Source organism: Streptomyces sp. NPDC104226 (assembly GCF_055584085.1).
Map to the genome: position 1 here is coordinate 411427 of NZ_JBVJMS010000001.1, position 22460 is coordinate 433886.

Sequence of the window (22460 nt, forward strand, 5' to 3'; positions counted from 1 at the left end):
TCACGGGGGAACCATGGGACGACGCTGGCTGGTTACGGGATGCTCCTCGGGGCTCGGACACGCACTGGCCACCGCGGCGGCCCGGGCCGGCGACGAACTGGCCGTCACCGCCCGCAAGACCGCCGACCTGGAGGATCTGGCCGCGGCCTGGCCCGGTCGCATCGTCCCGGTCCCGCTCGAACTGCGGGACGGGGCTTCCTGCGAGGAGGCCGTCCGCACCGCGGTGGAACGCCTGGGCGGCATCGACATCCTCGTCAACAACGCCGCCGTGGGTCTGTTCGGTGCGGTCGAGGAGGTCTCGGACGCCGAACTCCGCGATCAGCTGGAGACCCTGGTCGTCGGCCCCTGGCGGCTCGCGCGGCTCGTCCTGCCGCTGATGCGGGCCCAGGGGCACGGCCACATCCTCAACGTCTCGTCCGTGGTGGGCCGGATCGCCTTCCCCGGTCTGGCGGCCTACACCGCCGGGAAGCACGCCCTCGAGGGCATGAGCCGGACGCTCGCCATGGAGGCGGCCCCCCACAACATCCGCGTCACCGTCGTCGAACCGGGCATGTTCGCGACGCGTTACGGCACCTCCATGGCCGAGGCCGCCCATCGGGTGCCCGCCTACGACGTCACCAACCGCGAGATGCTCGAAGGGGCCCGGGGCCTCGCGGACAGCCCCGAGACCGGACGGCCCGAGTACTTCGCCGCGCGGGTCCTGGACATCGTCGGCGCCGAGGGCCCCACGCCGCTGCGGATCCCCGTCGGTGACGACGCATACGGCTACATCGACGCCTCGGAGGAGGTGGACCGTGCCGATCACGCCGCGGCCCGGCTCCTCGTACAGGGCCCGGCCGAGGGCTGACGGCCACCGCGGGCCGGGGCGTACGGACGTCGCCCGCCTCCGGAGGGTCTAGTGCAAGCCAGAATCGTCTGAAACTCGCCCATCTCATCGGAAACCGAGGCGAGGGACGGTTCGTTCGAGCATGTGCCAGAACCCTCAAGGAGCCCTGAGCGAGCGGTAATTCAGGGCTCCACCCAAGGAGTCATACCGTGCGCTTCCTTTTCACGGGCCCCGCCTCGGTGGGCCATCTGTTCCCGATGGTGCCGACCGCCCAGGCCCTTCAGGCCGCCGGGCACCAGGTGCTGTTCGCGGTCTCGGCCCCGTACGACCAGATGCGGCAGGCCGGTCTGCCCACCGTCGAGATCGGTGACGGCTCGACGCTGCTGGACGCCTTCAAGCGGGCCCAGAACGGCTCGGACCTCCAGTTCGTCTCGGACGGCAACAGCCCCGACGACACCGAGCGGCTCGCCGCGGCCGGTTTCGCCGAGCACGGCCGGGTCACCATCGACGACCTGCTGGCCCTGGCCGGCTCCTGGCGGCCGGACGTCATCGTCCACGCCGCCTTCCAGGCCGCCGCGCCCCTGGTCTCCGCCGCCCTCGGCATACCGGCCGTGGTCCACAACTTCGGCGTGATGTCCGGCTTCGGCATGGTCGGCCGGCTCGGCGGACTGCTGGCGGACGAGTACGCGGCCCGCGGGGTGGACGGTCCGGCCACCCACACCGTCCTCGACGTCATACCCGCCTCCCTGGGCGGGGACGGCACGGGCTGGCGCGTCCGCTACGTACCGCACAACGGCGGCGGCTCCGTTCCGCGCGATCTCGTGGCCCGCGGCGCGCGGCCCCGGATCGCCATCACCCTGGGCACCGTGGTGACCGCGTTCGCGGGCGTCAACCCGGTGGCCCGGGTCGTCTCCGAGGCCGCGTCCGTCGACGCCGAGTTCCTGCTCGCCGTCGGCGACACCGACTTGGGCCCGCTGGGCACGCTTCCGGACAATGTCCGGGTGCTGCCCTGGGTGCCCCTGGCGCAGCTGCTCGACACGGCGGACGCGATCGTGCACCACGGCGGCTCCGGCACCATGCTCACCGCGGCCGCCCGGGGCGTCCCGCAGCTGATCCTCCCGCAGGGCGCGGACCACTTCATCAACGCCGACGCCGCCACCGCCCTGGGCTTCTCCCTCCGTGCGACCAGCGCCGAGGTGGACGCCGCCCTGCTCGGCCGCCTGCTCGCCGACGAGGCCCTGCGCAAGGGGGCCGCCGCCACGCAGGCCGAGATCGACGCGCTGCCCTCGCCCACCGACCTCGTCGCCTCCTTCGAGGCCATCCGCTAGCACAGGAGCGGCGCGCGGACGGGCGCCTCACCGGCCCGGTCCCGGCCCGAGCCGGGGCCGGGGCCGGGGCCGGGGCCGGGGCCGATGGCGTCAGGGCTTCATCTCGTACGCCCCCGCCAGGGACTCCACCCGGGCCCACACGCGGGCCGAGCGGTCCGCGTCCACGGCCGGGCGGCGGACCGCGTCCAGGGCCCAGGCCTGCTGCTCCGCGGTGGCGGAGTCCTTGCCGTGCAGTTCGACGGCGTGCGCCGAGAAGTCCCGTACGAGGACTCCGAACAGCTCGTCGAGCACGTCCTCGTCCAGACCGGTCAGGCGGGCCTGTTCCAGGACGAGCTGGCCGTGCACGACCAGGGCGAAGAGCTGGCCGACCGCCAGCAGGAGGTCCAGGTCGCGGCTCTGCTGCTCGTCGGGGGCCGCCGTCTCGACGAACGCGCAGAGGGCGTCGGCCTGTGCGCGGAACACGGCGACGTTGGGCACGGCGGCGTACGCGTCGTAGGCGGGGCGCCAGTCGTGGAACCGTACGGATCCCAGGCCCCGGGCCGGGCCCTGGCGGAAGAGGAACGCGTCGTCGGCCGCGTCGAGGCGGGTCGGGACGGGGGCGTAGTCGGCCGGTTCCAGCAGGTGGTTGCGCATGAACTTGAGGATGAGCGCCAGGTTGACGTGGACCGTGCCCTCCAGCTTGGGCAGGCCGCGGATCTCGACGGCCGCCTGGGCGAAGTAGGTGTCCTTCTCGAAGCCCTTGGCCGCGATGACGTCCCACATCAGGTCGATGACCTTCTCGCCCTCCGTGGTCACCTTCATCTTGGTCATCGGGTTGAAGAGGAGGTAGCGGCGGTCGTCGGGGCCCGCGGAGCGGAAGTAGTCGACGGCGCGGTCGCTGAACAGCTTCATCCCGACGAGGCGGACGTACGCGTCGGCCAGCTCGCGGCGCACGTGCGGGAAGGCGGTGACGGGGCGGCCGTAGAGGATGCGGCCCTGGGCATGGGTGACGGCCTCGTACATCGCGTGCTCGCAGATGCCGATCGAGGCGGTGCAGAGGTTGAACTTGCCGACGTTGACCGTGTTGAGGGCGGCGTCGAAGGCGGCGCGGCCGGTGTGTAGGACGTCCTCGGCGCCGACCGGGTAGTCCGTGAGGCGGAACTCGCTGACGTACTTGGAGGAGTCGACCACGTTCTTCACCACCTCGTACGCGGGGTGGCGGCTGTCGGCGGCGAAGAAGACGTAGCCGTCCGGGCCCTCGACGTCGGTGCGGCGGCCGAAGACGGAGACGAGTCCGGCGGCGTTGCCGTTGCCGACGTAGTACTTCGAGCCGGTGGCCCGGAAGCCGCCCGCCCCATCGGACTCCAGCAGCATGTCGGTGTTGTAGATGTCCGCGCCGTGGGTCTTCTCGGACAGGCCGAACGCGAACACCTCGCCCGCGTCGAGGAGCTGTGCGGCGCGCTCGCGGGCGGCGGCGTTGTCGCTCTGCCAGACGGGGCCGAGGCCGAGGATGGTGACCTGCCACGCGTACCAGTAGTCGAGCCCGTAGAAGCCGAGGATCTCGTTGAGGGCGGCGATGCGCGCGGTGTCCCAGCGCTTGTCGGACCCGTCCCGGCCGGCGCCGGCGGCCGGCTCCGGGGTCAGGAAGGTCGCGAAGAGGCCCTCCTTCGCCGAGAACGCAAGGAAGTCCCCCAGCCAGGCGCGGGTGCGGTAGTCCTCGATCAGCCGGCGCTTGCCGCGCTCCTCGAACCAGTCGACGGTCGCGCGCAGCAGGCGGCGGGTCTCGGGGTCGAAGTGCGCGGGGTCGTAGGTGCGCGGGTTGAACAGCAGCTGGTCGCTCATGGGCGTTCGCCTTCCGGTCGGAGGATGAGGGGTGACGAAGGAGAAGAAACGGAGGAGAAGAGGGGACGGGAGACTGCTCGCGGGCGCCGGGTCAGGGGGAGGCCAGGCGGTGGAGGGTGGCCAGTACGTCTTCCAGCCAGGCGAGCTGCATGCGCTCGTAGGCGATGCCGCCGCGGAGCACGACGTGCTGGAGCTCCCGCCCGGCGTCGGCGGGGTCCGGAGCCGGGGCCTGCGGTCCGGTGAAGTCGCGGAGCTCGCCCGCCAGGTAGTGCGTGAGCCGGTCGGCGTGCGTGCGGTGGTGCCGCTCGACCTCGCGGATCAGGGCGGCCGGATCGTCGAAGGCCGCGCCGCGGATCTTCACGGCGAGCTCGTGGCGGACGGTGTCGGCCTGGATGGGCTCGTGGAGCCAGGCCGAGAGGGCCGCGCGGCCGGCCGCGGTCACGGAGTACTCCTTCTTGTCCGGCCGGGTCCGCTGCGGCACGTCGCGGACGTCGAGCCGTCCGTCGCCCTCCATGCGGCTGAGCACGCGGTAGATCTGCTGGTGGGTCGCGGTCCAGAAGTAGCCGATGGACCGGTCGAACCGGCGGGCCAGCTCATATCCGGACCCCGGCTGCTCCAGCAGGGAGACGAGGATCGCGTGCTCAAGTGCCATGCGCTGATCTTTGTATGCAACTCGTTGCATAGACAAGCGCCGCCGCGAGGGTGAGACACGGCTCACCCGCGCGCTCGGTTAGGGTCGGCGGGACAGCGCATCGCACCGCGAACCGACGCACCACCATGAGGAGCAACCGTGAGCCAGCCGGCGTCCACCGCCCTGCAGCAGGAGATCGCCCGGGAGCTCCTGGTGGCCGAAAACTTCGAGGCCGAGCGGGAGATCGAGCGCCGGGTGGCGTTCCTCACCGAGCGGCTCACGTCCACGGGCCTGCGCTCCCTGGTGCTCGGGATCAGCGGCGGGGTGGACTCCACCACGGCCGGCAGGCTCTGCCAGCTCGCCGTGGAGCGGGCCCGGGCGGCCGGCCACGAGGCGACCTTCTACGCCATGCGCCTGCCCTACGGGGTCCAGGCCGACGAGCACGACGCACAGCTCGCCCTCGGTTTCATCAACGCCGACCGGGTGCTGACCGTGGACGTGAAGCCGGCGAGCGACGCCGCGCTGGCCGCCTCCCTGGCCGGCGGGACCGTCTTCCGGGACGCCCACCACCAGGACTTCGTCCAGGGCAACATCAAGGCCCGCCAGCGCATGATCGCCCAGTACGCGGTGGCCGGCGCGCACGACGGCCTGGTCGTCGGCACCGACCACGCCGCCGAGGCGGTCTCCGGCTTCTTCACGAAGTTCGGCGACGGCGCGGCCGACGTGGTGCCGCTGACCGGGCTGACCAAGCGCCGGGTGCGGGCCTGCGCCGACGCCCTGGGCGCACCGGCCGAGCTGGTCTGGAAGACGCCGACGGCGGACCTGGAGACCCTCGACCCGGGCAAGGCCGACGAGGACGCGCTGGGTGTCACGTACGACGAGATCGACGACTTCCTGGAGGGCAAGCCGGTCGGGGAGCGTGCCTTCGAGACGATCGTGCGCCGCTACCGGCTGACCGAGCACAAGCGGCAGCTGCCGATCGCCCCGTAGGGGCGTCCGCGTCGGGGCGGCGGGCGTGAAGTCCGCCTCCTCCGGGTACTGGTCGGTCACGGCGAGCACCGCCTCGCCCGGCAGCGCCCCGGCGCTGCCGTTCCCACCCGAGGAGTCCCCGTGGCCGTCCTCAGTACGATCCTCGTCATCCTCGGCGCCTGGTGCGCCGCCAGCGTGGCGACTGCCGCCCTGTACACGGCTCTGCGCCGCCTCCACGTCCGCCGGCAGCGGGCGGCCGCGGCGGCCGCACCCGCTGCCGCGCCGACGGTACGGGGCTCCGTGCCGGGCGCCCGGACGGGACGGCCGGACCGCACCGGCAGCCCCGGCCGCCCTGTCAGCCCCGGCCGGGCCCACCGGCACCGCAGGCTCCCCCGCCTCCACCGGCACCACCGCCCCGCTCACCCGTCCGGCCGTTCCGGCGGGGGCCGGCGGATCCCACCACCGGATCTCCAGGCGGGCTGAACATCACGATCCGTGTTTCGCTGACTGCATGACGTCCGCCAGCGGAACCCCATCCGGCCCGATGTCCGACGCCGCAGCCCGGCCCGCCGGCGACGGCGCACCGTCGGCTCCGCCCGACCCCCGGCGCTGGTGGGCGCTGGCCGTCATCGGACTGGCCCAGCTGATGGTCGTCCTCGACGCGACGATCGTGAACATCGCGCTCCCCTCCGCCCAGCGCGATCTGGGGATGTCGGACGGCAACCGGCAGTGGGTGATCACCGCCTACGCGCTGGCCTTTGGCGGACTGCTCCTGCTCGGCGGGCGCATCGCGGACCTCATCGGCCGCAGGCGGGCCTTCGTCATCGGCCTGAGCGGTTTCGCCGTCGCCTCCGCCCTGGGCGGTGCGGCGAGCGGACCGGGCATGCTCTTCGCGGCCCGGGCGCTGCAGGGCGTCTTCGCGGCGCTGCTCGCGCCGTGCGCCCTGTCGCTGCTGGCCACCACCTTCGACACCCCCAGGGAACGCGCCAAGGCCTTCGGCGTGTTCGCCGCGATCGCCAGCGGCGGCGGGGCCGTGGGCCTGATCTCCGGAGGCCTGCTCACCGAGTACCTGAACTGGCGCTGGTGCCTCTACGTCAACGTGGCCATCGCCGCGATCGCGATCGTCGGTGCCTTCGCCGTCCTGCGGGCCACGGGGCGTACGGGCGCGAAGCTCGACGTCCCGGGAGCGGTCCTCGGGTGCGGCGGACTGGTGGCCATCGTCTACGGGCTGAGCGAGGCGGAACCGCGCGGCTGGTCCGACGGCCTGGTCGTCGGCCTCCTGGTCGGCGGGTCGGCGCTGCTCGCCGCGTTCGCCTGGTGGCAGGCGCGGGCGAGCGACCCCATGCTCCCGCCGCACATCATCGGGGACCGGACGCGGGCCGGCTGCCTCGTCACCATGGCGCTGGCGACCATCGCCCTGTTCGCCCTGTTCCTGTTCATGACCTACTACTTCCAGCTCGTCCTCGGCTACTCCCCCGTCAGGACCGGGCTGGCCTTCCTCCCCATGACCCTGGCGATCATCACCGGTGCGACGCAGGTCTCCGCACGCTTCCTCGACCGGCTCGCCCCCCGCGCGCTCATCGTCCCGGGGCTGCTCCTGGCCACCCTGGCCCTGGCCCTGCTCACGCGGCTGACGGTCGACTCCTCGTACGCGACCGACGTGCTCCCGGCGATGCTGGTCCTCGGGTTCGGGATGGGCCTGGTCTTCATGCCCGTGATGTCGACGGCCACCCAGGGCGTGGCGCGGAAGGACTCCGGGGTCACCTCGGCGACGGTCAACACCGCCCAGCAGGTGGGCGGGGCGATCGGGACGGCGCTCCTCAACACCATCGCGAGCACGGCCGCCACGGCTTACGTCGCCTCGCACCTCGCGGGACCGGCGCACGGCGCCCCCTCCTCCCCGGCGCAGCGGCTGATCGAGGCCCAGGGCGTGGTGCACGGCTTCGGCGTCGCGCTCTGGTGGGCGGCCGGCATCATGCTGCTGGGCGCGGCCGCGGCGGCCGTCCTGGTCACCGCCCCGGCGTCGGCCCGCCGCGACCCCCGGGGCCCGGCGGCCGCCGCCCCGACGCGCTGACGCGCTGACGGGGCTGACGGGGCCGACGCGGTTTACGTGCCCTGCCGTTCGGCGGGCGGGAGCAGGGTCACGGCGATGCCCGCGAGCACGGCCGCGAGGCCCGCTTCGAAGCCCGCGTCCTGATCGCGGAACATCTCCGGGCCCGCCTCGGCCGTGAGCGGGTACCCGGCGAGCCGGTCGGCGCGGGCCTCCAGGTCGTAGCCCTCGCCGCCCGTGCCGGGCAGCGGGCCCATCGACTGTTCCTCGATCACGTACCCGATGGTGTAGCTGTACGCGGTGAACCAGGCCCGGGCGGCACCCGCGGCCGTGAAACCGCCCGCGACGAGCGTCCGCAGATGGGCCTCCATCGGAGCGGCGTAGCTCATGTCGGTGAAGTGCGTGCCGCTGTAGACCTTGGCTCCGTCCCGGTAGCGCAGCAGGTGCTCCCTCAGTCCCCGCATCGCCTTTTCCAGCGCCTGTGACCAGTCGCCGGGCGGACTGGTCGCGTCCAGGTCGGCCGTCATCCTGCGGAACATCTCGGTGGCCATCTCGTCGAGCAGCGCCTGTTTGTCCTTGAAGTGCCAGTACAGGGCGGGTGCCTTGACGTCCAGCTCCTTGGCGATGGCCCGCAGGGTGAGCCCCTCCAGGCCCACGTCTCCGAGCAGCCGCAGGGCCGTGGAGGCCACCGTCGCGCGGTCGAGCCGGGCCCGTTCGGGCTTTGCTTCTCGTTCTTCTCTCACCACCTTGACAACTTAACAGCGTTAAGCGCAGTCTCGTACCCATGACCGCACTTAACAGCGTTAAGGAAATCGGGGCTCCCGACGTGCTCGTCGTCGGCGCGGGCCCCACCGGACTGACCCTGGCCCTGGACCTCGCCCGCCGCGGCGTCCACGCCCTGGTCGTCGAGCAGGCCGACACCCTGTTCCCCGGCTCCCGGGGCAAGGGGCTGCAGCCGCGGACCCTGGAGGTCTTCGACGACCTCGGCGTGGGGGAAGCGGTCCGCGAGGCGAGCGCCCACGCACCCATCGGGCAGATCTGGCAGGACGGCCGGCCCGTGGGCGAGCACGACATGCTCGGCGACAGCGGAGTCGGCGGCCCCACGGACACCGAGCCGCATCCGCGCGCCCGGCTGCTGCCCCAGTGGCGCACCCAGGAGATCCTGTTCGAGCGCCTCACCGGACTGGGCGGCCGGGTCCGCTTCGGTACCGCACTGACCGGCTTCGACCAGGACGCCGACGGGGTCACCGCGCATCTGTCGGACGGCAGTACGCTGCGCGCCGCCTACCTGGTCGCCGCCGACGGCGGCCGCTCGACCGTCCGCAAGGCCCTGGACATCGGCATGACCGGCGAGACCGTGGATCCCGCCCCCATGGTGGTGGCCGACGTCCGGCTGCGCCCCGGGGCACTGGACCGCGAGCACTGGCACCTGTTCCCGGGCCCGGACGGCGGTTACGCCGCGCTGTGCCCGCTGCCCGGAACCGACGAGTACCAGTTCGTCGCGCGGACGGATGACCCCGACATCGCCGACATCCCCGCCGCGGTCGCCGCCCGGACCCACCTCGGCGCGCAGGACGTCACCGAGGTCCGGTGGGCCTCCGACTTCAGGCCGCGGGCCGCCCTGGCCGACCGCTTCCGTGCCGGCCGGGCGCTGCTGGCGGGCGACGCGGCGCACGTGCACTCCCCCGCGGGCGGCCAGGGCCTCAACACCAGCGTGCAGGACGCCTACAACCTCGGCTGGAAGCTCGGACAGGTCCTGCGGCACGGCGCGGACCCCGCACTCCTGGACACCTACGAGCAGGAGCGCCTGCCCGTCGCCGCGCACGTCCTGGGCCTGTCCACGCGGATCCACCGCGGCCAGGAGGAACGCGGCGGCGCCACCCGCCAGCTCGGCCTGGGCTACCGGGGCGGCCCGCTCTCCGAGGGAGCCGCGGGCGCCCTGGAAGCCGGGGACCGCGCCCCCGACGGCCCGCTGCCGGACGGCCGCAGGCTCTTCGACCTGTTCCGGGGACCGCACTTCACCCTGCTCGCCGTCGGCACCGACACCGAACTGCCGCCCGTGGGAACGGAGTTCCTGCAGGTCCACCGGATCGGACCGTACGAGCCGTACGGCAAGGGGCTCTTCCTCGTCCGGCCCGACGGGTACGTCGGCTGGGCGGGCGAGGACGCGACCGGACTGCCCCGCTACCTCACCCGCCTGACCCGCCCCGGCTCCCCGGCGGCGGGGAGCTGAGGCGGATCCCCCGTCAGCGCAGAGTGGGGATCACATCGTTCGTCTCGTCGGCTTCCACGGGCCCTGTGGTGCGCCGGCCGAGTGCCTCCGGGGGCGTCTCGTCCGCGCAGACGGTGCCCCGTGCGGGCAGGGCCAGGGTGGCCAGGTAGTCGTTGACGAGGGCGCTGACGCACGCGCTCCGGTTGTAGGCGGTGTGCCCCTCGGCGGAGAAGGTCAGGAGCCGGCCGGCGTCCAGCGTGCCGGCCAGGGCCACGGCGTCCCGGTACGGGGTGTCCGGGTCCCCGGTCGTGCCGAGGACCAGGATCGGGGCGGAGCCGGCCGCCCGGTAGGAGCCCTCGTAGCGGCTGGGGCGTTCCGCCTGCCACTGCGCGCAGGCGGGCGCGTGGTTGTGGTCGTAGGTGGGCGGTCCCAGGCCGATGGGCGGGCCGAGCAGGGGCGAGGAGGCGGCCTCCGCGCCGACCAGGGCGCCAAGGAGGAGCTTGCCGGTCGGGTAGACGCGGTCGGCGCACTCGACGGCCAGGTTGACGTTGAGGAAGTCGAAGGACGCGGGTGAGGGGGGTGACAGCAGGAAGGAGGTCTTGCGGGCCAGGGCCAGGGCCAGGGCCTCACCCAGGTAGGGCCAGATCTCCTTGCCCGAGTTGATGTTGAACATCAGGCGGTAGGCGAGGGTGTAGCCGGTGGCCGGGCGTCCGCTCGCGGTGATGACGGGATCGGCGTCGAGGTCCCGCTTGAGCTGTTCGAAGGCCTGGCGGGGTGCGCCGTCACCGAATCCGCAGGCGGTGGCGTTCTGTGCGCACCAGTCGAGGAACCGGCCGACCGCCGTGTCCAGGGCGGTGAACTGCGCGGCGTCGTAGGCGTACGGCACGTCGGCGTAGCGGCGCGGGTCGTAGGCCCCGTCCAGGACCATGGCACGCACCCGCCGGGGGAACTGCGCGGCGTACACGGTACCGACGTAGCTGCCGAAGGAACGGCCGTAGAAGGTGAGCGTCTCCTCGCCGAGGGCCTGCCGCAGCAGGTCGAGGTCCTTGGCGTTCGAGCCGGTGCCGACGAACGGCACGAGGCCGCCCGAGCGTTCGCGGCAGGCGGCGGCGAACTCCCGGCCCTGCCGGACGGCGGTCTGCAGCGCGCCCGGTCCCGGGACACCGCGCGCGGCGTCGACGGCGGCCGAGTACTCCGCGTCGTTCCAGCACTCGACCTGGCCGCTGCGTGCCACGCCCCGCATGTCGTACCCGACGACGTCGAAGCCGTCGCGGAGGGCGGCGGGGAGTGCGGCGTAGCTGTTGCGGGCGAAGTCCACGCCCGAGTTGCCGGGACCCCCGGGGTGCAGCACCAGCACGCCGGTGCGGTGGGCCGGGTCGGCGGCGAGCCGGCGGGTGACGGCCAGCGGGATCGTGGCTCCGGTGGGCCTGCGGTAGTCGAGCGGTACCCGGGCGGTCGCGCACTCGAAGCCGTCGTCCTCTCCGCCGGAGCAGGGCCCCCAGGACAGGACGGGTACGGGCGGGGCGGGCACGGCGGTGGCCGTGGCGGCCCCCGGCCCGGCTCCGAGCAGCGCGGTGACGGCGATCAGGACGAGGGCTATCCCCCACACCACTCGCTTGCGCGCCTCATCGGCCAGGCCGTCTCTTTCGGATCTTGTCGGTCGAGCCCGCGGCGTCTGGTGCCGTGCCTGGGCGTGCCGCCGGGGCGCTCGCGTACTGGGCGTACGCGGTCGCCCCGGCAGTGCGGCCAGGTGCGGTACCAGACGCCGCGGGCCCGGCAAGATCCGAAAGAGACGGCCTAAACGGGTCTGCATGCAGTGCACTCCCTTGATGGCTGTTCGACGGCAGGGGCGGCCGGGTCCGGGGGGGGAAGGGTGTGTGGGCGCCCGCGCTCGGCTGAGCGGCAGGTTCAGGTTCGCATCCGTGGGGCGGGCGGGATAGACGGCGTCCTCGACGGGATGCGGAACGCGCGGCCCCGGCAAGCGGGTTCGGCCCGGCGGTGACCCCGTCCGGCTGGACCGACCGGATGACCGCGGGCCCGGGCCGCCGGTTCACGGGATTCGTGGGGACCACGCGGGAGCGGCCGCTGTCGGGCTGGGCCGGTTCCCGTGTTCCACACCGGACGGAGCCCCTCGGCGGCGGCGCTCCCCTGAGCGAGACCGGCCCGGTACGCCGGCTCCCACTGCGCCAGATCCCGCAGGTCCGGTCCGAACGCCCGCACAGCGTCCGGGGCGGGTCCGAGGGTCATCACGGTCCGGTCCCCTGCGGACTCCGGCCGCCCTTCACGCGGCCCACCGGGGAACAGGTGCGCGCCATGGGTGCTACAACGACCAGCGTGCGCGCCCCGGCCGCGAGGTCGGCGTTCGTCCCGGCACGCAGGGCGCCGTCCATGGACCGCCGCCCTCCGCCGGCGACGGCCGGTTCGGCTCCGGGGAAAGCGCTGCGCGCGGCCACGGCCTGCACCAGCGGAACACCGCTCGTACGGCCCCACACCACGGCCTCGCCGGTGGCCGCGTCCACCCCGGTGATCAGCAACCGTCGGTCCGGCCCGTCGGCAGCGCCGCGCCCCTCACCCGCGCGTCTCACCACCGGCGTCCGCCGTGTGGATCCGCTCACACACGGCGCGCCCCCTCGCCCCGGCCGCCCCGCACGATCCGCCCCCGGTCGCCGACTCCTCGTCAGGTCCGAGGTCCGGGCCTCTCACGGCGCCCACCTGCGCCTCGACCGTACGCGGCAGCGCCGCGACCCGCCCCGGACCGGCGGGCGGGGGACGGGATTTCACCCCAGACCTATCCGGACAAAACGCATTGATTGGGTTGATCAATCCGAGATGGCTCATACCACCTGATTTTCGACCCGACGGTGTGTCAGGCGCACGCGCGGAAGGCATAATCGGGCCCGGTCGTCTCCGAAAAGCGGTGGGGCCAACGGGGCAAGGACCCACCCCGCAGCCCATGTTCCGCACCCGACCGACCGAGCCCCGAGGCGTTGCAGATGTCCCTGGCCAGCCGCACCCGCATCGCGGGCCTGCTCGCCTCGCTCACCGTCGGCGCCGTCGGCGTGACCACCTGGGCCTACGGGTACGGGACGACGCCGGAGTCGGCGGGCCCCGAGGCGGCGCGCCGCCCGAGCGTGACCGAGGGCACGGTCCTCCAGGTCGTCGCACATCCCGACGACGACCTCTACTTCATGAATCCCGACCTGAGCCGTTCCATATCGACGGGCATCAAGGTCACCACCGTCTACCTCACCTCCGGCGAGTCCGACGGCCGCAACGAGGCGCACAGCCCCCACCTGCAGGACCCCGCGGGCCCGGCCGACCACGCCGCGTACGCGGAGGCCCGGCAGAACGGCATACGGGCCGCCTACGCGCAGATGGCCACCGGTGACCGCACCAGCGCCTGGCAGCGCCGCTCCATACCCACGGCCGGGGGCGGGAGCGCCGAGGTGGACGTCCTCATGGCGCGGCCCGAGGTCAATCTGGTGTGGATGCAGTTGCGCGAAGCCCGCACCATCTCCGGGGACAGCCCGGACAGCCTGCGCGGACTGTGGGACGGCCGGGTCCCCGCCCTGGAGGCCCAGCTCAGCTCGGGGACGCCGGTCGAGCCCGGGTTCTCGTACGACAGGGACCAGGTCGTGGAGGCCATCGCGGGGGTCCTCGCCCAGTACCGGCCGACCACCATACGGACCCAGGACCCGACTCCCGGCCGGGTGCGCGGCGGCGTCTTCTTCGATCACCAGGACCACATATACGGGGCCCGCTTCGTGCAGGCCGCCACCGAGCGCTACGCGAAGTCCACGGACCGGCCGCACTTCTCGGTCCAGAACTATGTGAGCTACCCCAACAGCTCCCTGCCCCCGGTGCTGGACCCGCAGGCCGCCGAGGAGAAGCTCGGCTACCTCAAGACCTACGCCTGGTCCGACCACGAGAACTGGTGCGGCAGCCCCGCCGGGTGCGGCGACCGCAAGACCGCGACCCGGCCCGCCGGCTCCGGCTGGAACCGGACCATCCGCTACGGCCGGGGCGATGGCACTTCCTGGATGACCGAGGGCGTGTCCGGCCGGCTGTGGGCCTTCGGCGTGCTGGACGGGCGGATGGCCTACTGGTCGCGCGGCGGCCCCAACGCCCCGTGGCAGGGGCCCCGGTTCCTCGACGGAACCGGAATGGACACGGGAGCGACTGCGGTCCGGCTCCCCGACGGCAGGGTCGCGGTCTTCGGCACCCGCACCACGCTGGGCGCCACAGCCCAGGAGTACCGGCGCGAGCTCGTGTACTCCGTCCAGGCGGCGCCCGACGGCGCCTTCGGCCCGTTGCTGTCGCTGGGCACCCCGGACACGGAGGACCTCTCCGGCACCTCGGCGATCAGCACTCCGGCGGTGGCTCTGGACGGTACCGGCCGGATGACCGTCTACGTACGCGATTCCCAGCGCACCCTGCGCGCCAGCACCCAGTCGGCGCCCGACGGCACCTTCGGAGCATGGGAGTCCCTGGGCGGCTCCGGCCTGCGGGGCGACCCGGTCACCGCGACGGACGCGGCCGGCCGCCGCCACGTGTACGCGGCCACGGGCCAGAGCGTGCTGGCCTGGGTCCAGCAGACCCCGGACGCCCCGCTCGGCGCTCCCGTCCCCACCGGGCTGCCGGCGATCACCGGACCGCTCTCGGCGGGCCCCAAGGGCGCCGGTGTCGCCCTGTACTTCCGCCGCCCCGGTACGGGTACCGTCGCCACGAGCCTGGCCACCGCCGGCGGAACCGCACCGGAGTTCTCCCCGGTCACCGAGGTGGGCGGCGAGGGAGGCTACGGCTCCGTCGGTGTCGCGGGAGGACTGCTCGCGGGCCGCGCGGGCGCGGGCACGGTCGGCGTGGCGAACACGGACGGCGGACCGTCCTGGTACGAGTCCCAGATGCACTACACCGGCGCCCCGGCGGCCCTGACCGCGCAGGACGGCACGGCCGTCGGCGCCGTACTCGGCCTGGACGCCGCTCTGCACGTCACGACCGCTCCCCCCGGCGGCTCCGAGCCCCTCGGCAGCCGTCCCGCCTCCTCGCCCTGGTACCCGGCCGTCCCGCCTGCGGCAGGCGGCGCGGGCTACCGCGCGAGCTCCGGGTGGCAGCGCTGAGCGGTGCGGGCGAGGATGGCGGCGGATCGCGCCGGGTCCGGCAGGGGCCGGCATCCGACACCGACCCACCCCACTCGACCTGCGATCGGGGCTCCCATGACGACCGCATGCAGCGCGGCTGAGCACGGATGACCGGTCCCGCCTCCGCCACGGCGCACCGCGCCGGGAGGGCCGGGCGGACCGGGCGGGCCGCTCGGGTCCGCGAGCTCCTTCGCGCCGAAGGGCCGGCCGCCGCCCGGATCGTGGTCACCGTTGCCGTGGCCTGGCAGGTCGCGCTGTGGCTGGGCGCCGACCAGCCGCCGGTGTTCGCGGCGATGGTCCCGCTCGTGGCGCTGCGCGGCGATCCGATGACGGCCCTGGGCACCTCGCTGCAGCGGATCCTGGGTGTGGTCGCGGGCGTGCTGATCGCGATCGCCGTCCTGAACCTGTGGCAGCCCTCCCCCCTCACCCTGGCCCTGGTGGTCGCCCTGGGCCTGGGCGTCGGCATGGTCCTGCGGGCCGGCGGCACGAGCAACATCCAGGTCGCTCTGTCATCGCTGCTGGTCTTCGCCAACACCTCCCCCGACGCCTACGCTCTCGACCGCATCTGGGAGACCGCGGCGGGTGCGGCGGTCACCATCCTCCTCGCTCCGCTGCTGTGGCCGCCCGACCCCCAGCGCATCCTGGCGGCCGTCGCCGGCGACTGCTCCGCGCGCCTGAGCCGTTCCCTCACCGGTACCGCGGCAGTGCTGGGCGGCGGTCCGGCCGCCGCCCGCGACAATCTCGCCCGGGTGCACGCCCACGTCGAAGCGGTGCACACGGGCGCAGCGCGCGCCCGCGAGGCCGAACGCTCCCTGCGGTTCAACCCCTTGCGCCGCCACCAGCGCGCCGCCGTACGCCTACGGGCCGAGCGCATCGCCACCGCCGACGGACTCGCCGTGCACGTGGCGACCCTGGCCGGTGAGGTGGACGCGTTCACCTGCCGCGACGAGCTCGCTCCCGAGCTCGCGCGGGCCCGGCTCCGGGTTCCCGAACTGGCCTCGCTCACCGCGCGGGCCGTCGAGGACGCCTTGGCGGGGGACGATCCCGCGGCCGCGGTGGCCGCCGCCCGCGACGGGCTGGCCGCCTACGCCCGCGCGGATCCCCGGCCCGTCGCCGTCGCCCTGCGCCGGCCCTTGCACCGGGTCCTGGACGTGCTGGAGCCCCGCCCACAGGATCTCAAAGGCTGACTTATGAATGGACACCCATAGCAATCTTCCCCTTATGATCACTCCATGAAGACCATCGGGTTGATCGGCGGTATGAGCTGGGAGTCGACCGCGGAGTACTACCGGATCCTCAACGAGCGGACCCGCGAACTCCTCGGCGGACTCCACTCCGCGCGCTGCGTGCTCTACTCCGTCGACTTCGCGGAGATCGAGCGGTTGCAGGTCCAGGGCCGCTGGGAGGAAGCCGGCGAGGTACTGGCCGGGGCCGCCCGGTCACTGGAAGCGGCGGGCGCCGACCTCCTGCTGATCTGCACCAACACCATGCACAAGGTCGCGGACCCGGTCGAAGCCGCCGTCTCCGTGCCGCTCCTGCACCTCGCGGACACCACCGCAGCCGCCGTCCGCACCGCCGGACTGCGCCGGGTGGGGCTCCTGGGCACCGCCTTCACGATGGAACAGGACTTCTATCGCGGCCGCCTGGCCGCGGGCGGGCTCGACGTGCTCGTCCCCGGCCCCGAGGGACGTGCGCTCGTCCACCGGGTGATCTACGAGGAGCTCTGCCTCGGCGTGGTCCGCGAGGAATCGCGCGCCGCGTACCGCCGGGTCGTCGAGGACCTCGTCGCCGAAGGCGCCGAGGGAGTCGTCCTGGGGTGCACGGAGATCGAGCTGCTCATCGGCCCCGCGGACAGCCCCGTACCGCTCTTCCCCACCGCCCGGCTGCACGCCGAGGCGGCGGTGGACGCGGCCCTCGCCCCCTGAGGCCCGTCAGGCGGGGACGAAGACGTCCTCGCGTGCGTCGTCGAGGATGAACCCGTTGTCGAAGCGCACCCGGACGGTCACCCGGAGCGGCTCCGCACGGTAGGCCTCCCACGCGGGCTCCAGGCCGGCGACCTTCTCCTCCAGCTGCTTCTTGCTCTCCGCCGGCATGCCCGCGCCGTAGGCGTCGAGGAGCGACTTGAGCCGCTCGTACTCGCGCGCATCGTCGGTCTGGAGGTCGTGCTCGACCACCCGCACCACGGTGCCCTCGGTGCCCGCCGCCAACGACAGCGAACCGGCGACGGCGGCCCCCTCGGAACCCGGAGGATCCTCCGTCATCGCGACCCAGTCGGTCAGCCGGGTGTCGGCCGCCAGCCTCACCCGGCGGCCCTCGTTCAGCGTCATCGGTCCTTCAACTCCCCGCTCGGTACGTGCCGTGCCATTATCCGTCCCGGTCCGCGCGGCCCTGCCGGCCGGCGGGCGTTTGTACGAACGATCTTGGGCGGGCAGCATGACCCGTCGACGGGGCGCCGCGGCCGACGGAGGCGCGCGGCGACCGGACGTGGAAGGGACACACCGATGATCCGGCTGACGCAGAGCCCCATGACCTGGGTGGCGACCGGGGACAGCATCACCCAGGCCGTGCTGCACACCCATGGAGCGCGCGGCTGGGTCGAGCACGTGCACGAGCGGATCCGGTGGCAGCTGAACCGGCCCACCGACATCGTGGTCAACACCGGGGTCTCCGGATGGGGTGCGTCCGACGTGCTCGCGCTCCACGACCACCTCATCGGCCGGTTCGACCCGGACGTGCTCTCCGTGTCCCTCGGCACCAACGACTGCATCGACGGCGAGGAGGGACTCCCCGCGTTCCACGAGGCGATGCGCCGCATCATCGCGGGAGCCGCTCCGCGGACGCAGGTCGTCCTGCACACCCCGGTGCTGGTCGGGCTGGCGGGCCGGGAGCGGCGCGCGTCCCTCCCCGCGTACTGCCAAGCCGTACGGGAGATCGCGAAGGACACCGGCGCGCTGCTCGTCGACCACGAGGCCCACTGGCTGGAGCACCACGGCACGTCGGACCCGATCTCCTGGCTGGACGACGCCGCCCACCCCAACGCGGTCGGCCATCTGCGGATGGCGAACCACACCCTGCGCACGCTGGGACTGGGAGAGCTGAACCCCCTCTAGCCAGCCCGCTGGGAGAGGCGGAGCGGCGATGCGGTAGCCCACGCCGGGGGTCGTCGTGATGATCGGGGGGCCGCCCAGTTTGCGGCGCAGGCGGCCCACGGTGACCGCGACCGTGTTGGTGAACGGGTCGGCGTTCTCGTCCCACACCTGTTCGAGCAGGTCTTCGGCGCTTAGCGCCTGTGGAGGCGGTTCCCGGTGGCGGCGCGGGAGCGGTGGGCTCCCGCGCCGTCGTCGTGCGTGCCGGCCGCCCCGGCCGCCGGCTACCGGCGGACGGTCCAGGCGGCGGTGGAGCGCAGCGTGCGGGCGATCTCCGGGTCGCGGACCGAGGGGGTCCGGTCCTCGGCGGTGATCGACAGGGTGTGGGTGCGGAGGTCGTGGAGCCGCAGCTCGGCGACCGTCACCTCGGTCCGGCCCGCCAGTCGCTTGACCTCCCGGCCGTCGAGGTACCAGCGCACCGCGAGCTGGCGGCCGTCACTGCCGGTGAGGCGGGGTACGGCCGCCTTCGCGGTGTGCCGGGTCCGCAGGGTGCGGTCCGTCGGGGTGAGCGGGGTGACGGTCCGCGCGTGCTGGTGGAAGCCAGCGATCATCGCCTCGACCCCGGGCAGGTTGAAGGGTTTGCCCAGGACCCGCATCAACGAGTTGTCGGTGGGCCGGTAGAGCCCGGTGACGAAGTATCCGCCGCCCTCGTAGGCGCCGACGGTGCCGCCGTCCGGGGAGGGCTCGCCCAGCCAGCGGTGCCACTTGGCCCGCCGGGCGGCCATCCGGTCGGCGGACAGCTTGGAGGTGTTGGACTCGGCGGGCTCGGGCCCGGTGTACGTCTCGTAGTCCGGAACACCGGGGTAGAAGTACTCGTCGGCGAGTTTGCCGAGCGAGTGGCCCGTCTCGTGGATGGCGACCTGGCCGGACTTGGCGTTGTCCGCCGAGGCGGTGGAGATGCCCTCGTAGCCGAGGGTGGCGCTGGGCTCGTTGTAGCCGGCGCCGCCGTACTTGGCGCTGTTGGCCAGGACGATGACCAGGTCGGCCTCCGGCGCCTTGGCCACGTAGGAGTCCACCTTGGGCTGGTCTATGCACAGGAGCCGCTCGATCTCCTCGCACCAGAAGTACGCGCCGAGGGCCGTGTCGCGGACGGTGGCCCGGTCGGGGTCGCCGGAGACGCCCGACTCCCGGGAGACGGCGTCGACCGTCCAGACGTTGAAGAGGTTGCGGTACGTGGCGTACGGCTCCACGGCCGTCAGTTCGGCCCATTTCGCCTGGGCGTCGGTGTGGAACTTCGCCAGCTCGGCCGCCGTGTAGCCGTCGCCCACCACGACCACGTCCAGCCGGTCGGCGGTGGGGCCGTTGTCGACGAGCTTGGCCACCTCGCCGTCCGCCGCGCGCTCCGCTTCGGAGAGCCGGGCGCCCGTCCCGGCCGCCCGGTCGCCCCGTGCGGGCACGCGGGTGTGGCCCGATCCGGCGTCATCGCCCTGCTCCGGGCCCGGAATCTCCACCACCAGCCGGGGCGCCACGGAGGCGTCGGCCGCGCGGACGGGACCGGCGGCCAGCAGTGCGGCGGTCGCACAGGCCGCCGCGACGGCTGCCCGCAGGACCGCCCGGGGAGCGGCCGGGCGTCTGACGTGGTGCATGAAGTCCTCCTGTGGCGACGGGAGTTAAACCTGGATGTAAGCAGATTGAATCGGTTGCTTAAATTAGGCGGCGCACGACGGGTGCGCAATCCCCTGCCGCCCCTGAATACTGGGCAGTTCGAGCAACCAGGGGGATCCCATGGACGAACCGGCCGAGATCGGCCGCAGGGTTCAGCGCATGCGCATCGAACTCGGCCTGACACAGCGCAAGTTGGCGGAGCCCGCCTACACCCCGGCCTACGTCTCCACGCTGGAGGCGGGCAAGGTGCGCCCCTCCGAGGCCGCCCTGCGCCACCTGGCCGGGCGACTGGGCACCTCCTACGAGGAACTGGCCACCGGACGCCCCGCCGGACTCGCCACCGAACTGCGCCTGGCCCTCACCGACGCGCAGCAGATCCTGGCCTCCGGCGCCGCCGACGAGGCCGCCGTCCACTACCGGCGACTGCTCGCCGAAGCGGAGGACCTCGGGCTCGCCGACGAACGGGTCGGGGCGCTGCTCGGACTCGGCGACTGCGCCCTGGAGACGGGTGAACTGGCCCAAGCCATAAGCCACTTCGAGGCGGCCGAACGACTTCTCGCCGACGAGCCGCTCCCCCGCCGGGCCCGCCCGATCCGCGGCCGCGCCGTGGCGCACCTGCTCGCCGGGGAACTGCGCTACGCCTGCTACCTGCTCGAATCCACCATCGACGAGCTGGGGTCGAGCGGGCTGGCCGACCCGGAGGCGCTGGTCCTGCTCTACGCCGCGGTCATCGGGCCGTACATCGACATGGGCGCCCACGCCCGGGCCGCCCACGCCGCCGAACTAGCCCTGGCGCTGGCCCCCCGGGTCACCGACCCGGCCCTGGTGGCGGGCATGCACCGGCAGGTCGCGCGGACCTTCCTGACGGAGGGGCGCGTGGCCGATGCCGACGCCTCCCTGGCCAAGGCCCAGGCGATCTACGGGCAGCTACAGCTGCGGACCGATCTGGCGCACTGCCACTGGATGCGCGGCTACGTCCACGCCCAGAACGGGGACCTGCCCTCCGCCGAGCGGGAACTGCGCACGGCCCGGGACATGCTCTCGGCCGGGCGGGCGGCCCTGTACACCGCGCAGGTGGAGGTCGAGCTGGCCGACGTACTGCGCCGGCTCGGCCGGTACGAGGAAGCCGCCGGGCTGCTCTCGGCACTGCTGGACCTCGGCGACAGCCACGGCGCGGTCCATGCGGGCGGGGCGCACCGGCTCCTCGGCCTCATGGCGGAGGAGCGGGGCGCGTACGACTCCGCCGAGGAGCACTACGTGCAGGCCCTGGCGCTGCTGGAGCGCAGCGGAGCGACGGGCGACCTCGCGGACCTGTGCCGGCTCCTGGGCGATCTGCTGCGCCGGGCCGGCCGCACCGAGGCGGCCCTGGACGCCTACCGCACGGGCCTGGGCCACCGCGCGGCTCCGGGGACGACCACCCTCGGCCCGGCACCGGCGGCGCCGGCGTTCCCGGCGCCGCGGTAGCGGGCCAGGCCGTCTCTAGAGATCGATCCAGTAGCGCCGCTTGGGGCCGACCAGGGTCTCGCGGACGTCCTCCAGCACGCCGCCGTTGCCCTCGATCGTGCGGATCGAGGCCTGGTTCTGCGGATCGCAGGTGAGCAGCACCCGGTCGATCCCCAGCAGCCGGGCCTCGTGCTTGACCTCGCCCAGGGCCCAGGTCGCCAGTCCGCGGCGGCGGGCCGAGGGGCGCACGCCGTAGCCGATGTGGCCTCCCGCATCGAGCAGGAATCCGTTCAGGTAGTGCCGCAGGTCGATGGCGCCCAGGTACTCGTCCCCCTCGGCGATCCACCAGTACGTGGCGTGGACGCGTCCGGGTTCGAGCGGCACCGTGCGGTCCCCGTAGCCCCGCAGCCGCCGCGTCCAGGCGGCGAAGCCCTCCGGGCTGTCGACGTCGTCGTCTGCGACGAGCCCCGCGCCGTCCATGTGGGCGTCGGGCCCCCATTCCTCCTGCGCGGCGAGCCAGGAATCGTGCAGACGGGGGGTGGGCGTGATCAGCTCGGGCATGTCCGGACGATAACAGTCCGCCGGAACCGGCAGCTTTTAGGCAATCGGCATCGATTATATTGGGTTCATGACCGAAATGCCCCGTGATGTGGATGTCCAGCGGGTCCACCAGGCCCTGGCCGTGCCGTCGCGCCTTCGCCTGATGGCCCTGCTGCGGGAGGCGGACGGCCTGCTGGGCGTCGATGACATGGCCGCCGCCACGGGGCTTTCGGTCGCCACCGTCCGCCATCACCTGGCCGCCCTGTCCGAGGCGGGCCTGGTCTCGGCCACCGCCTCGGCCGGGCCGGGACGGGGCCGCCCTCGGCTGCGGTACGCGGCCACCCGGCCCGATCCCCGGGAGGAGGCGGCGGACACCCCCTTCCGGGAGCTCGCCCAGGCCCTGGCCGAGGCGGTCGGAGGCGGCCCCGGTGCTTCGCGCGAGGCCGGCCTCGACTGGGGGCGCCGACTGGCGGGGAGCGGGCCCGCGGCCGAGCGGGTGTTCGCCGCGGCCGCCCGGATGGGCTTCGCACCCCGGGACGGAGCGGGGCCCGACCCCGACACCCGCCGGGTACTGCTGGACGCGTGCCCGTACCGGGAGCTGGCCCGGTCCCGGCCCGAGGTCGTGTGCGCCGTCCACCAGGGCGTCCTGGACGGCCTGCTGGAGGCCAGCGGGAGCACGGTCCGGCTCTTGCCGTTCATCGGCCCCGACCTGTGCGCGGCGGACCTGCGCCCGGCCTGACCAGGGCCCGGT

The 22460-nt window shown here is 73.6% G+C and carries 20 protein-coding genes and 1 pseudogene; 12 read left to right on the forward strand and 9 right to left on the reverse strand.

From position 1 onward, the window contains the following. Nucleotides 1–13: 13 nt before the first annotated feature. Together ACZ60J_RS01870 and ACZ60J_RS01875 are read left to right on the forward strand one after the other, a co-directional pair. Entirely contained in the window at nucleotides 14–847 is an 834-nt protein-coding gene (locus ACZ60J_RS01870; RefSeq protein ID WP_469678108.1) for an SDR family oxidoreductase, read from the forward strand. A gap of 188 nt (nucleotides 848–1035) precedes the next feature. Beyond that, entirely contained in the window at nucleotides 1036–2154 is a 1119-nt protein-coding gene (locus ACZ60J_RS01875) for a glycosyltransferase (protein WP_469678110.1), read from the forward strand. A 90-nt stretch (nucleotides 2155–2244) separates the two neighbouring features. Here ACZ60J_RS01875 and ACZ60J_RS01880 read toward each other — a convergent pair whose 3' ends face one another. Both ACZ60J_RS01880 and ACZ60J_RS01885 read right to left on the reverse strand, forming a co-directional pair. Further along, the gene (locus ACZ60J_RS01880) at nucleotides 2245–3975 is read right to left on the reverse strand and encodes an acyl-CoA dehydrogenase family protein (protein ID WP_469678112.1); all 1731 of its coding nucleotides are present in this window, start codon (nucleotides 3973–3975) and stop codon (nucleotides 2245–2247) included. Between the two features lie 91 nt (nucleotides 3976–4066). Further along, entirely contained in the window at nucleotides 4067–4627 is a 561-nt protein-coding gene (locus ACZ60J_RS01885; RefSeq protein ID WP_469678114.1) for a PadR family transcriptional regulator, read from the reverse strand. Nucleotides 4628–4765: 138 nt separating this feature from the next. Between ACZ60J_RS01885 and nadE the strand changes: the two genes are divergently transcribed. From nadE to ACZ60J_RS01900, 3 genes are all read left to right on the forward strand, one after another. Beyond that, nucleotides 4766–5596, forward strand: coding sequence for an ammonia-dependent NAD(+) synthetase (gene nadE, locus ACZ60J_RS01890; protein ID WP_469678116.1), 831 nt, complete (start codon nucleotides 4766–4768; stop codon nucleotides 5594–5596). Nucleotides 5597–5716: 120 nt separating this feature from the next. Beyond that, nucleotides 5717–6058: a hypothetical protein gene (locus tag ACZ60J_RS01895; protein ID WP_469678118.1), complete on the forward strand. Its 342-nt coding sequence runs from the start codon at nucleotides 5717–5719 to the stop codon at nucleotides 6056–6058. 28 nt (nucleotides 6059–6086) lie between these two features. After that, on the forward strand, nucleotides 6087–7649 hold the full coding sequence (locus ACZ60J_RS01900; RefSeq protein ID WP_469678120.1) for an MFS transporter: 1563 nt from the start codon (nucleotides 6087–6089) through the stop codon (nucleotides 7647–7649). A gap of 32 nt (nucleotides 7650–7681) precedes the next feature. Here ACZ60J_RS01900 and ACZ60J_RS01905 read toward each other — a convergent pair whose 3' ends face one another. Next, nucleotides 7682–8368: a TetR/AcrR family transcriptional regulator C-terminal domain-containing protein gene (locus tag ACZ60J_RS01905; protein ID WP_469678122.1), complete on the reverse strand. Its 687-nt coding sequence runs from the start codon at nucleotides 8366–8368 to the stop codon at nucleotides 7682–7684. A gap of 41 nt (nucleotides 8369–8409) precedes the next feature. On the opposite strand from ACZ60J_RS01905, the gene ACZ60J_RS01910 reads away from it, so the two are divergent. Next, nucleotides 8410–9858 (forward strand): FAD-dependent monooxygenase, encoded by a 1449-nt coding sequence (locus tag ACZ60J_RS01910; RefSeq protein WP_469678124.1) that lies wholly within the window; start codon nucleotides 8410–8412, stop codon nucleotides 9856–9858. 13 nt (nucleotides 9859–9871) lie between these two features. Here ACZ60J_RS01910 and ACZ60J_RS01915 read toward each other — a convergent pair whose 3' ends face one another. Further along, the gene (locus ACZ60J_RS01915) at nucleotides 9872–11449 is read right to left on the reverse strand and encodes an alpha/beta hydrolase (protein ID WP_469678126.1); all 1578 of its coding nucleotides are present in this window, start codon (nucleotides 11447–11449) and stop codon (nucleotides 9872–9874) included. 634 nt (nucleotides 11450–12083) lie between these two features. Beyond that, entirely contained in the window at nucleotides 12084–12422 is a 339-nt protein-coding gene (locus ACZ60J_RS01920) for a hypothetical protein (protein ID WP_469678128.1), read from the reverse strand. Between the two features lie 408 nt (nucleotides 12423–12830). Between ACZ60J_RS01920 and ACZ60J_RS01925 the strand changes: the two genes are divergently transcribed. The 3 genes from ACZ60J_RS01925 to ACZ60J_RS01935 all read left to right on the forward strand — a co-directional run bounded on the left by ACZ60J_RS01925 (nucleotide 12831) and on the right by ACZ60J_RS01935 (nucleotide 16900). Continuing rightward, nucleotides 12831–14954, forward strand: coding sequence for a PIG-L family deacetylase (locus ACZ60J_RS01925; protein WP_469678130.1), 2124 nt, complete (start codon nucleotides 12831–12833; stop codon nucleotides 14952–14954). Between the two features lie 128 nt (nucleotides 14955–15082). Next, nucleotides 15083–16162 carry an FUSC family protein gene (locus tag ACZ60J_RS01930; protein WP_469678131.1) on the forward strand — a complete coding sequence of 360 codons (1080 nt, stop codon included), beginning with the start codon at nucleotides 15083–15085 and terminating at the stop codon, nucleotides 16160–16162. Between the two features lie 45 nt (nucleotides 16163–16207). Further along, complete coding sequence (locus ACZ60J_RS01935; RefSeq protein ID WP_469678133.1) at nucleotides 16208–16900, forward strand: aspartate/glutamate racemase family protein; 693 nt, start codon at nucleotides 16208–16210, stop codon at nucleotides 16898–16900. A gap of 6 nt (nucleotides 16901–16906) precedes the next feature. On the opposite strand, the gene ACZ60J_RS01940 is transcribed toward ACZ60J_RS01935, so the two are convergent. Beyond that, complete coding sequence (locus tag ACZ60J_RS01940) at nucleotides 16907–17302, reverse strand: hypothetical protein (RefSeq protein WP_469678135.1); 396 nt, start codon at nucleotides 17300–17302, stop codon at nucleotides 16907–16909. Nucleotides 17303–17476: 174 nt separating this feature from the next. Between ACZ60J_RS01940 and ACZ60J_RS01945 the strand changes: the two genes are divergently transcribed. Next, nucleotides 17477–18085: an SGNH/GDSL hydrolase family protein gene (locus ACZ60J_RS01945; protein WP_469678137.1), complete on the forward strand. Its 609-nt coding sequence runs from the start codon at nucleotides 17477–17479 to the stop codon at nucleotides 18083–18085. 15 nt (nucleotides 18086–18100) lie between these two features. Here ACZ60J_RS01945 and ACZ60J_RS01950 read toward each other — a convergent pair. Together ACZ60J_RS01950 and ACZ60J_RS01955 are read right to left on the reverse strand one after the other, a co-directional pair. Beyond that, a pseudogene (locus ACZ60J_RS01950) lies at nucleotides 18101–18259 on the reverse strand (winged helix-turn-helix domain-containing protein); the annotation flags it as partial. An 86-nt stretch (nucleotides 18260–18345) separates the two neighbouring features. Further along, nucleotides 18346–19707 carry a M64 family metallopeptidase gene (locus ACZ60J_RS01955; RefSeq protein ID WP_469678139.1) on the reverse strand — a complete coding sequence of 454 codons (1362 nt, stop codon included), beginning with the start codon at nucleotides 19705–19707 and terminating at the stop codon, nucleotides 18346–18348. A 139-nt stretch (nucleotides 19708–19846) separates the two neighbouring features. Between ACZ60J_RS01955 and ACZ60J_RS01960 the strand changes: the two genes are divergently transcribed. Further along, complete coding sequence (locus ACZ60J_RS01960; RefSeq protein ID WP_469678141.1) at nucleotides 19847–21190, forward strand: helix-turn-helix domain-containing protein; 1344 nt, start codon at nucleotides 19847–19849, stop codon at nucleotides 21188–21190. 15 nt (nucleotides 21191–21205) lie between these two features. On the opposite strand, the gene ACZ60J_RS01965 is transcribed toward ACZ60J_RS01960, so the two are convergent. Next, on the reverse strand, nucleotides 21206–21730 hold the full coding sequence (locus tag ACZ60J_RS01965) for a GNAT family N-acetyltransferase (protein WP_469678143.1): 525 nt from the start codon (nucleotides 21728–21730) through the stop codon (nucleotides 21206–21208). 67 nt (nucleotides 21731–21797) lie between these two features. Here ACZ60J_RS01965 and ACZ60J_RS01970 point away from each other — a divergent pair, with 67 nt between their 5' ends. Then, nucleotides 21798–22448, forward strand: a complete 651-nt coding sequence (locus tag ACZ60J_RS01970) for a helix-turn-helix transcriptional regulator (RefSeq protein WP_469678145.1) — start codon at nucleotides 21798–21800, stop codon at nucleotides 22446–22448. Nucleotides 22449–22460: the final 12 nt, after the last annotated feature.

Bases quoted from the DNA above. Each gene is read 5' to 3' on its own strand.
- ACZ60J_RS01870 (WP_469678108.1), top strand. From the start codon at position 14: ATGGGACGACGCTGGCTGGTTACGGGATGCTCCTCGGGGCTCGGACAC.
- ACZ60J_RS01880 (WP_469678112.1), bottom strand. From the start codon at position 3,975: ATGAGCGACCAGCTGCTGTTCAACCCGCGCACCTACGACCCCGCGCAC.
- ACZ60J_RS01885 (WP_469678114.1), bottom strand. From the start codon at position 4,627: ATGGCACTTGAGCACGCGATCCTCGTCTCCCTGCTGGAGCAGCCGGGG.
- ACZ60J_RS01900 (WP_469678120.1), top strand. From the start codon at position 6,087: ATGACGTCCGCCAGCGGAACCCCATCCGGCCCGATGTCCGACGCCGCA.
- ACZ60J_RS01910 (WP_469678124.1), top strand. From the start codon at position 8,410: ATGACCGCACTTAACAGCGTTAAGGAAATCGGGGCTCCCGACGTGCTC.
- ACZ60J_RS01925 (WP_469678130.1), top strand. From the start codon at position 12,831: ATGTCCCTGGCCAGCCGCACCCGCATCGCGGGCCTGCTCGCCTCGCTC.
- ACZ60J_RS01930 (WP_469678131.1), top strand. From the start codon at position 15,083: ATGACCGGTCCCGCCTCCGCCACGGCGCACCGCGCCGGGAGGGCCGGG.
- ACZ60J_RS01935 (WP_469678133.1), top strand. From the start codon at position 16,208: ATGAAGACCATCGGGTTGATCGGCGGTATGAGCTGGGAGTCGACCGCG.
- ACZ60J_RS01940 (WP_469678135.1), bottom strand. From the start codon at position 17,302: ATGACGCTGAACGAGGGCCGCCGGGTGAGGCTGGCGGCCGACACCCGG.
- ACZ60J_RS01945 (WP_469678137.1), top strand. From the start codon at position 17,477: ATGATCCGGCTGACGCAGAGCCCCATGACCTGGGTGGCGACCGGGGAC.
- ACZ60J_RS01955 (WP_469678139.1), bottom strand. From the start codon at position 19,707: ATGCACCACGTCAGACGCCCGGCCGCTCCCCGGGCGGTCCTGCGGGCA.
- ACZ60J_RS01960 (WP_469678141.1), top strand. From the start codon at position 19,847: ATGGACGAACCGGCCGAGATCGGCCGCAGGGTTCAGCGCATGCGCATC.
- ACZ60J_RS01965 (WP_469678143.1), bottom strand. From the start codon at position 21,730: ATGCCCGAGCTGATCACGCCCACCCCCCGTCTGCACGATTCCTGGCTC.
- ACZ60J_RS01970 (WP_469678145.1), top strand. From the start codon at position 21,798: ATGACCGAAATGCCCCGTGATGTGGATGTCCAGCGGGTCCACCAGGCC.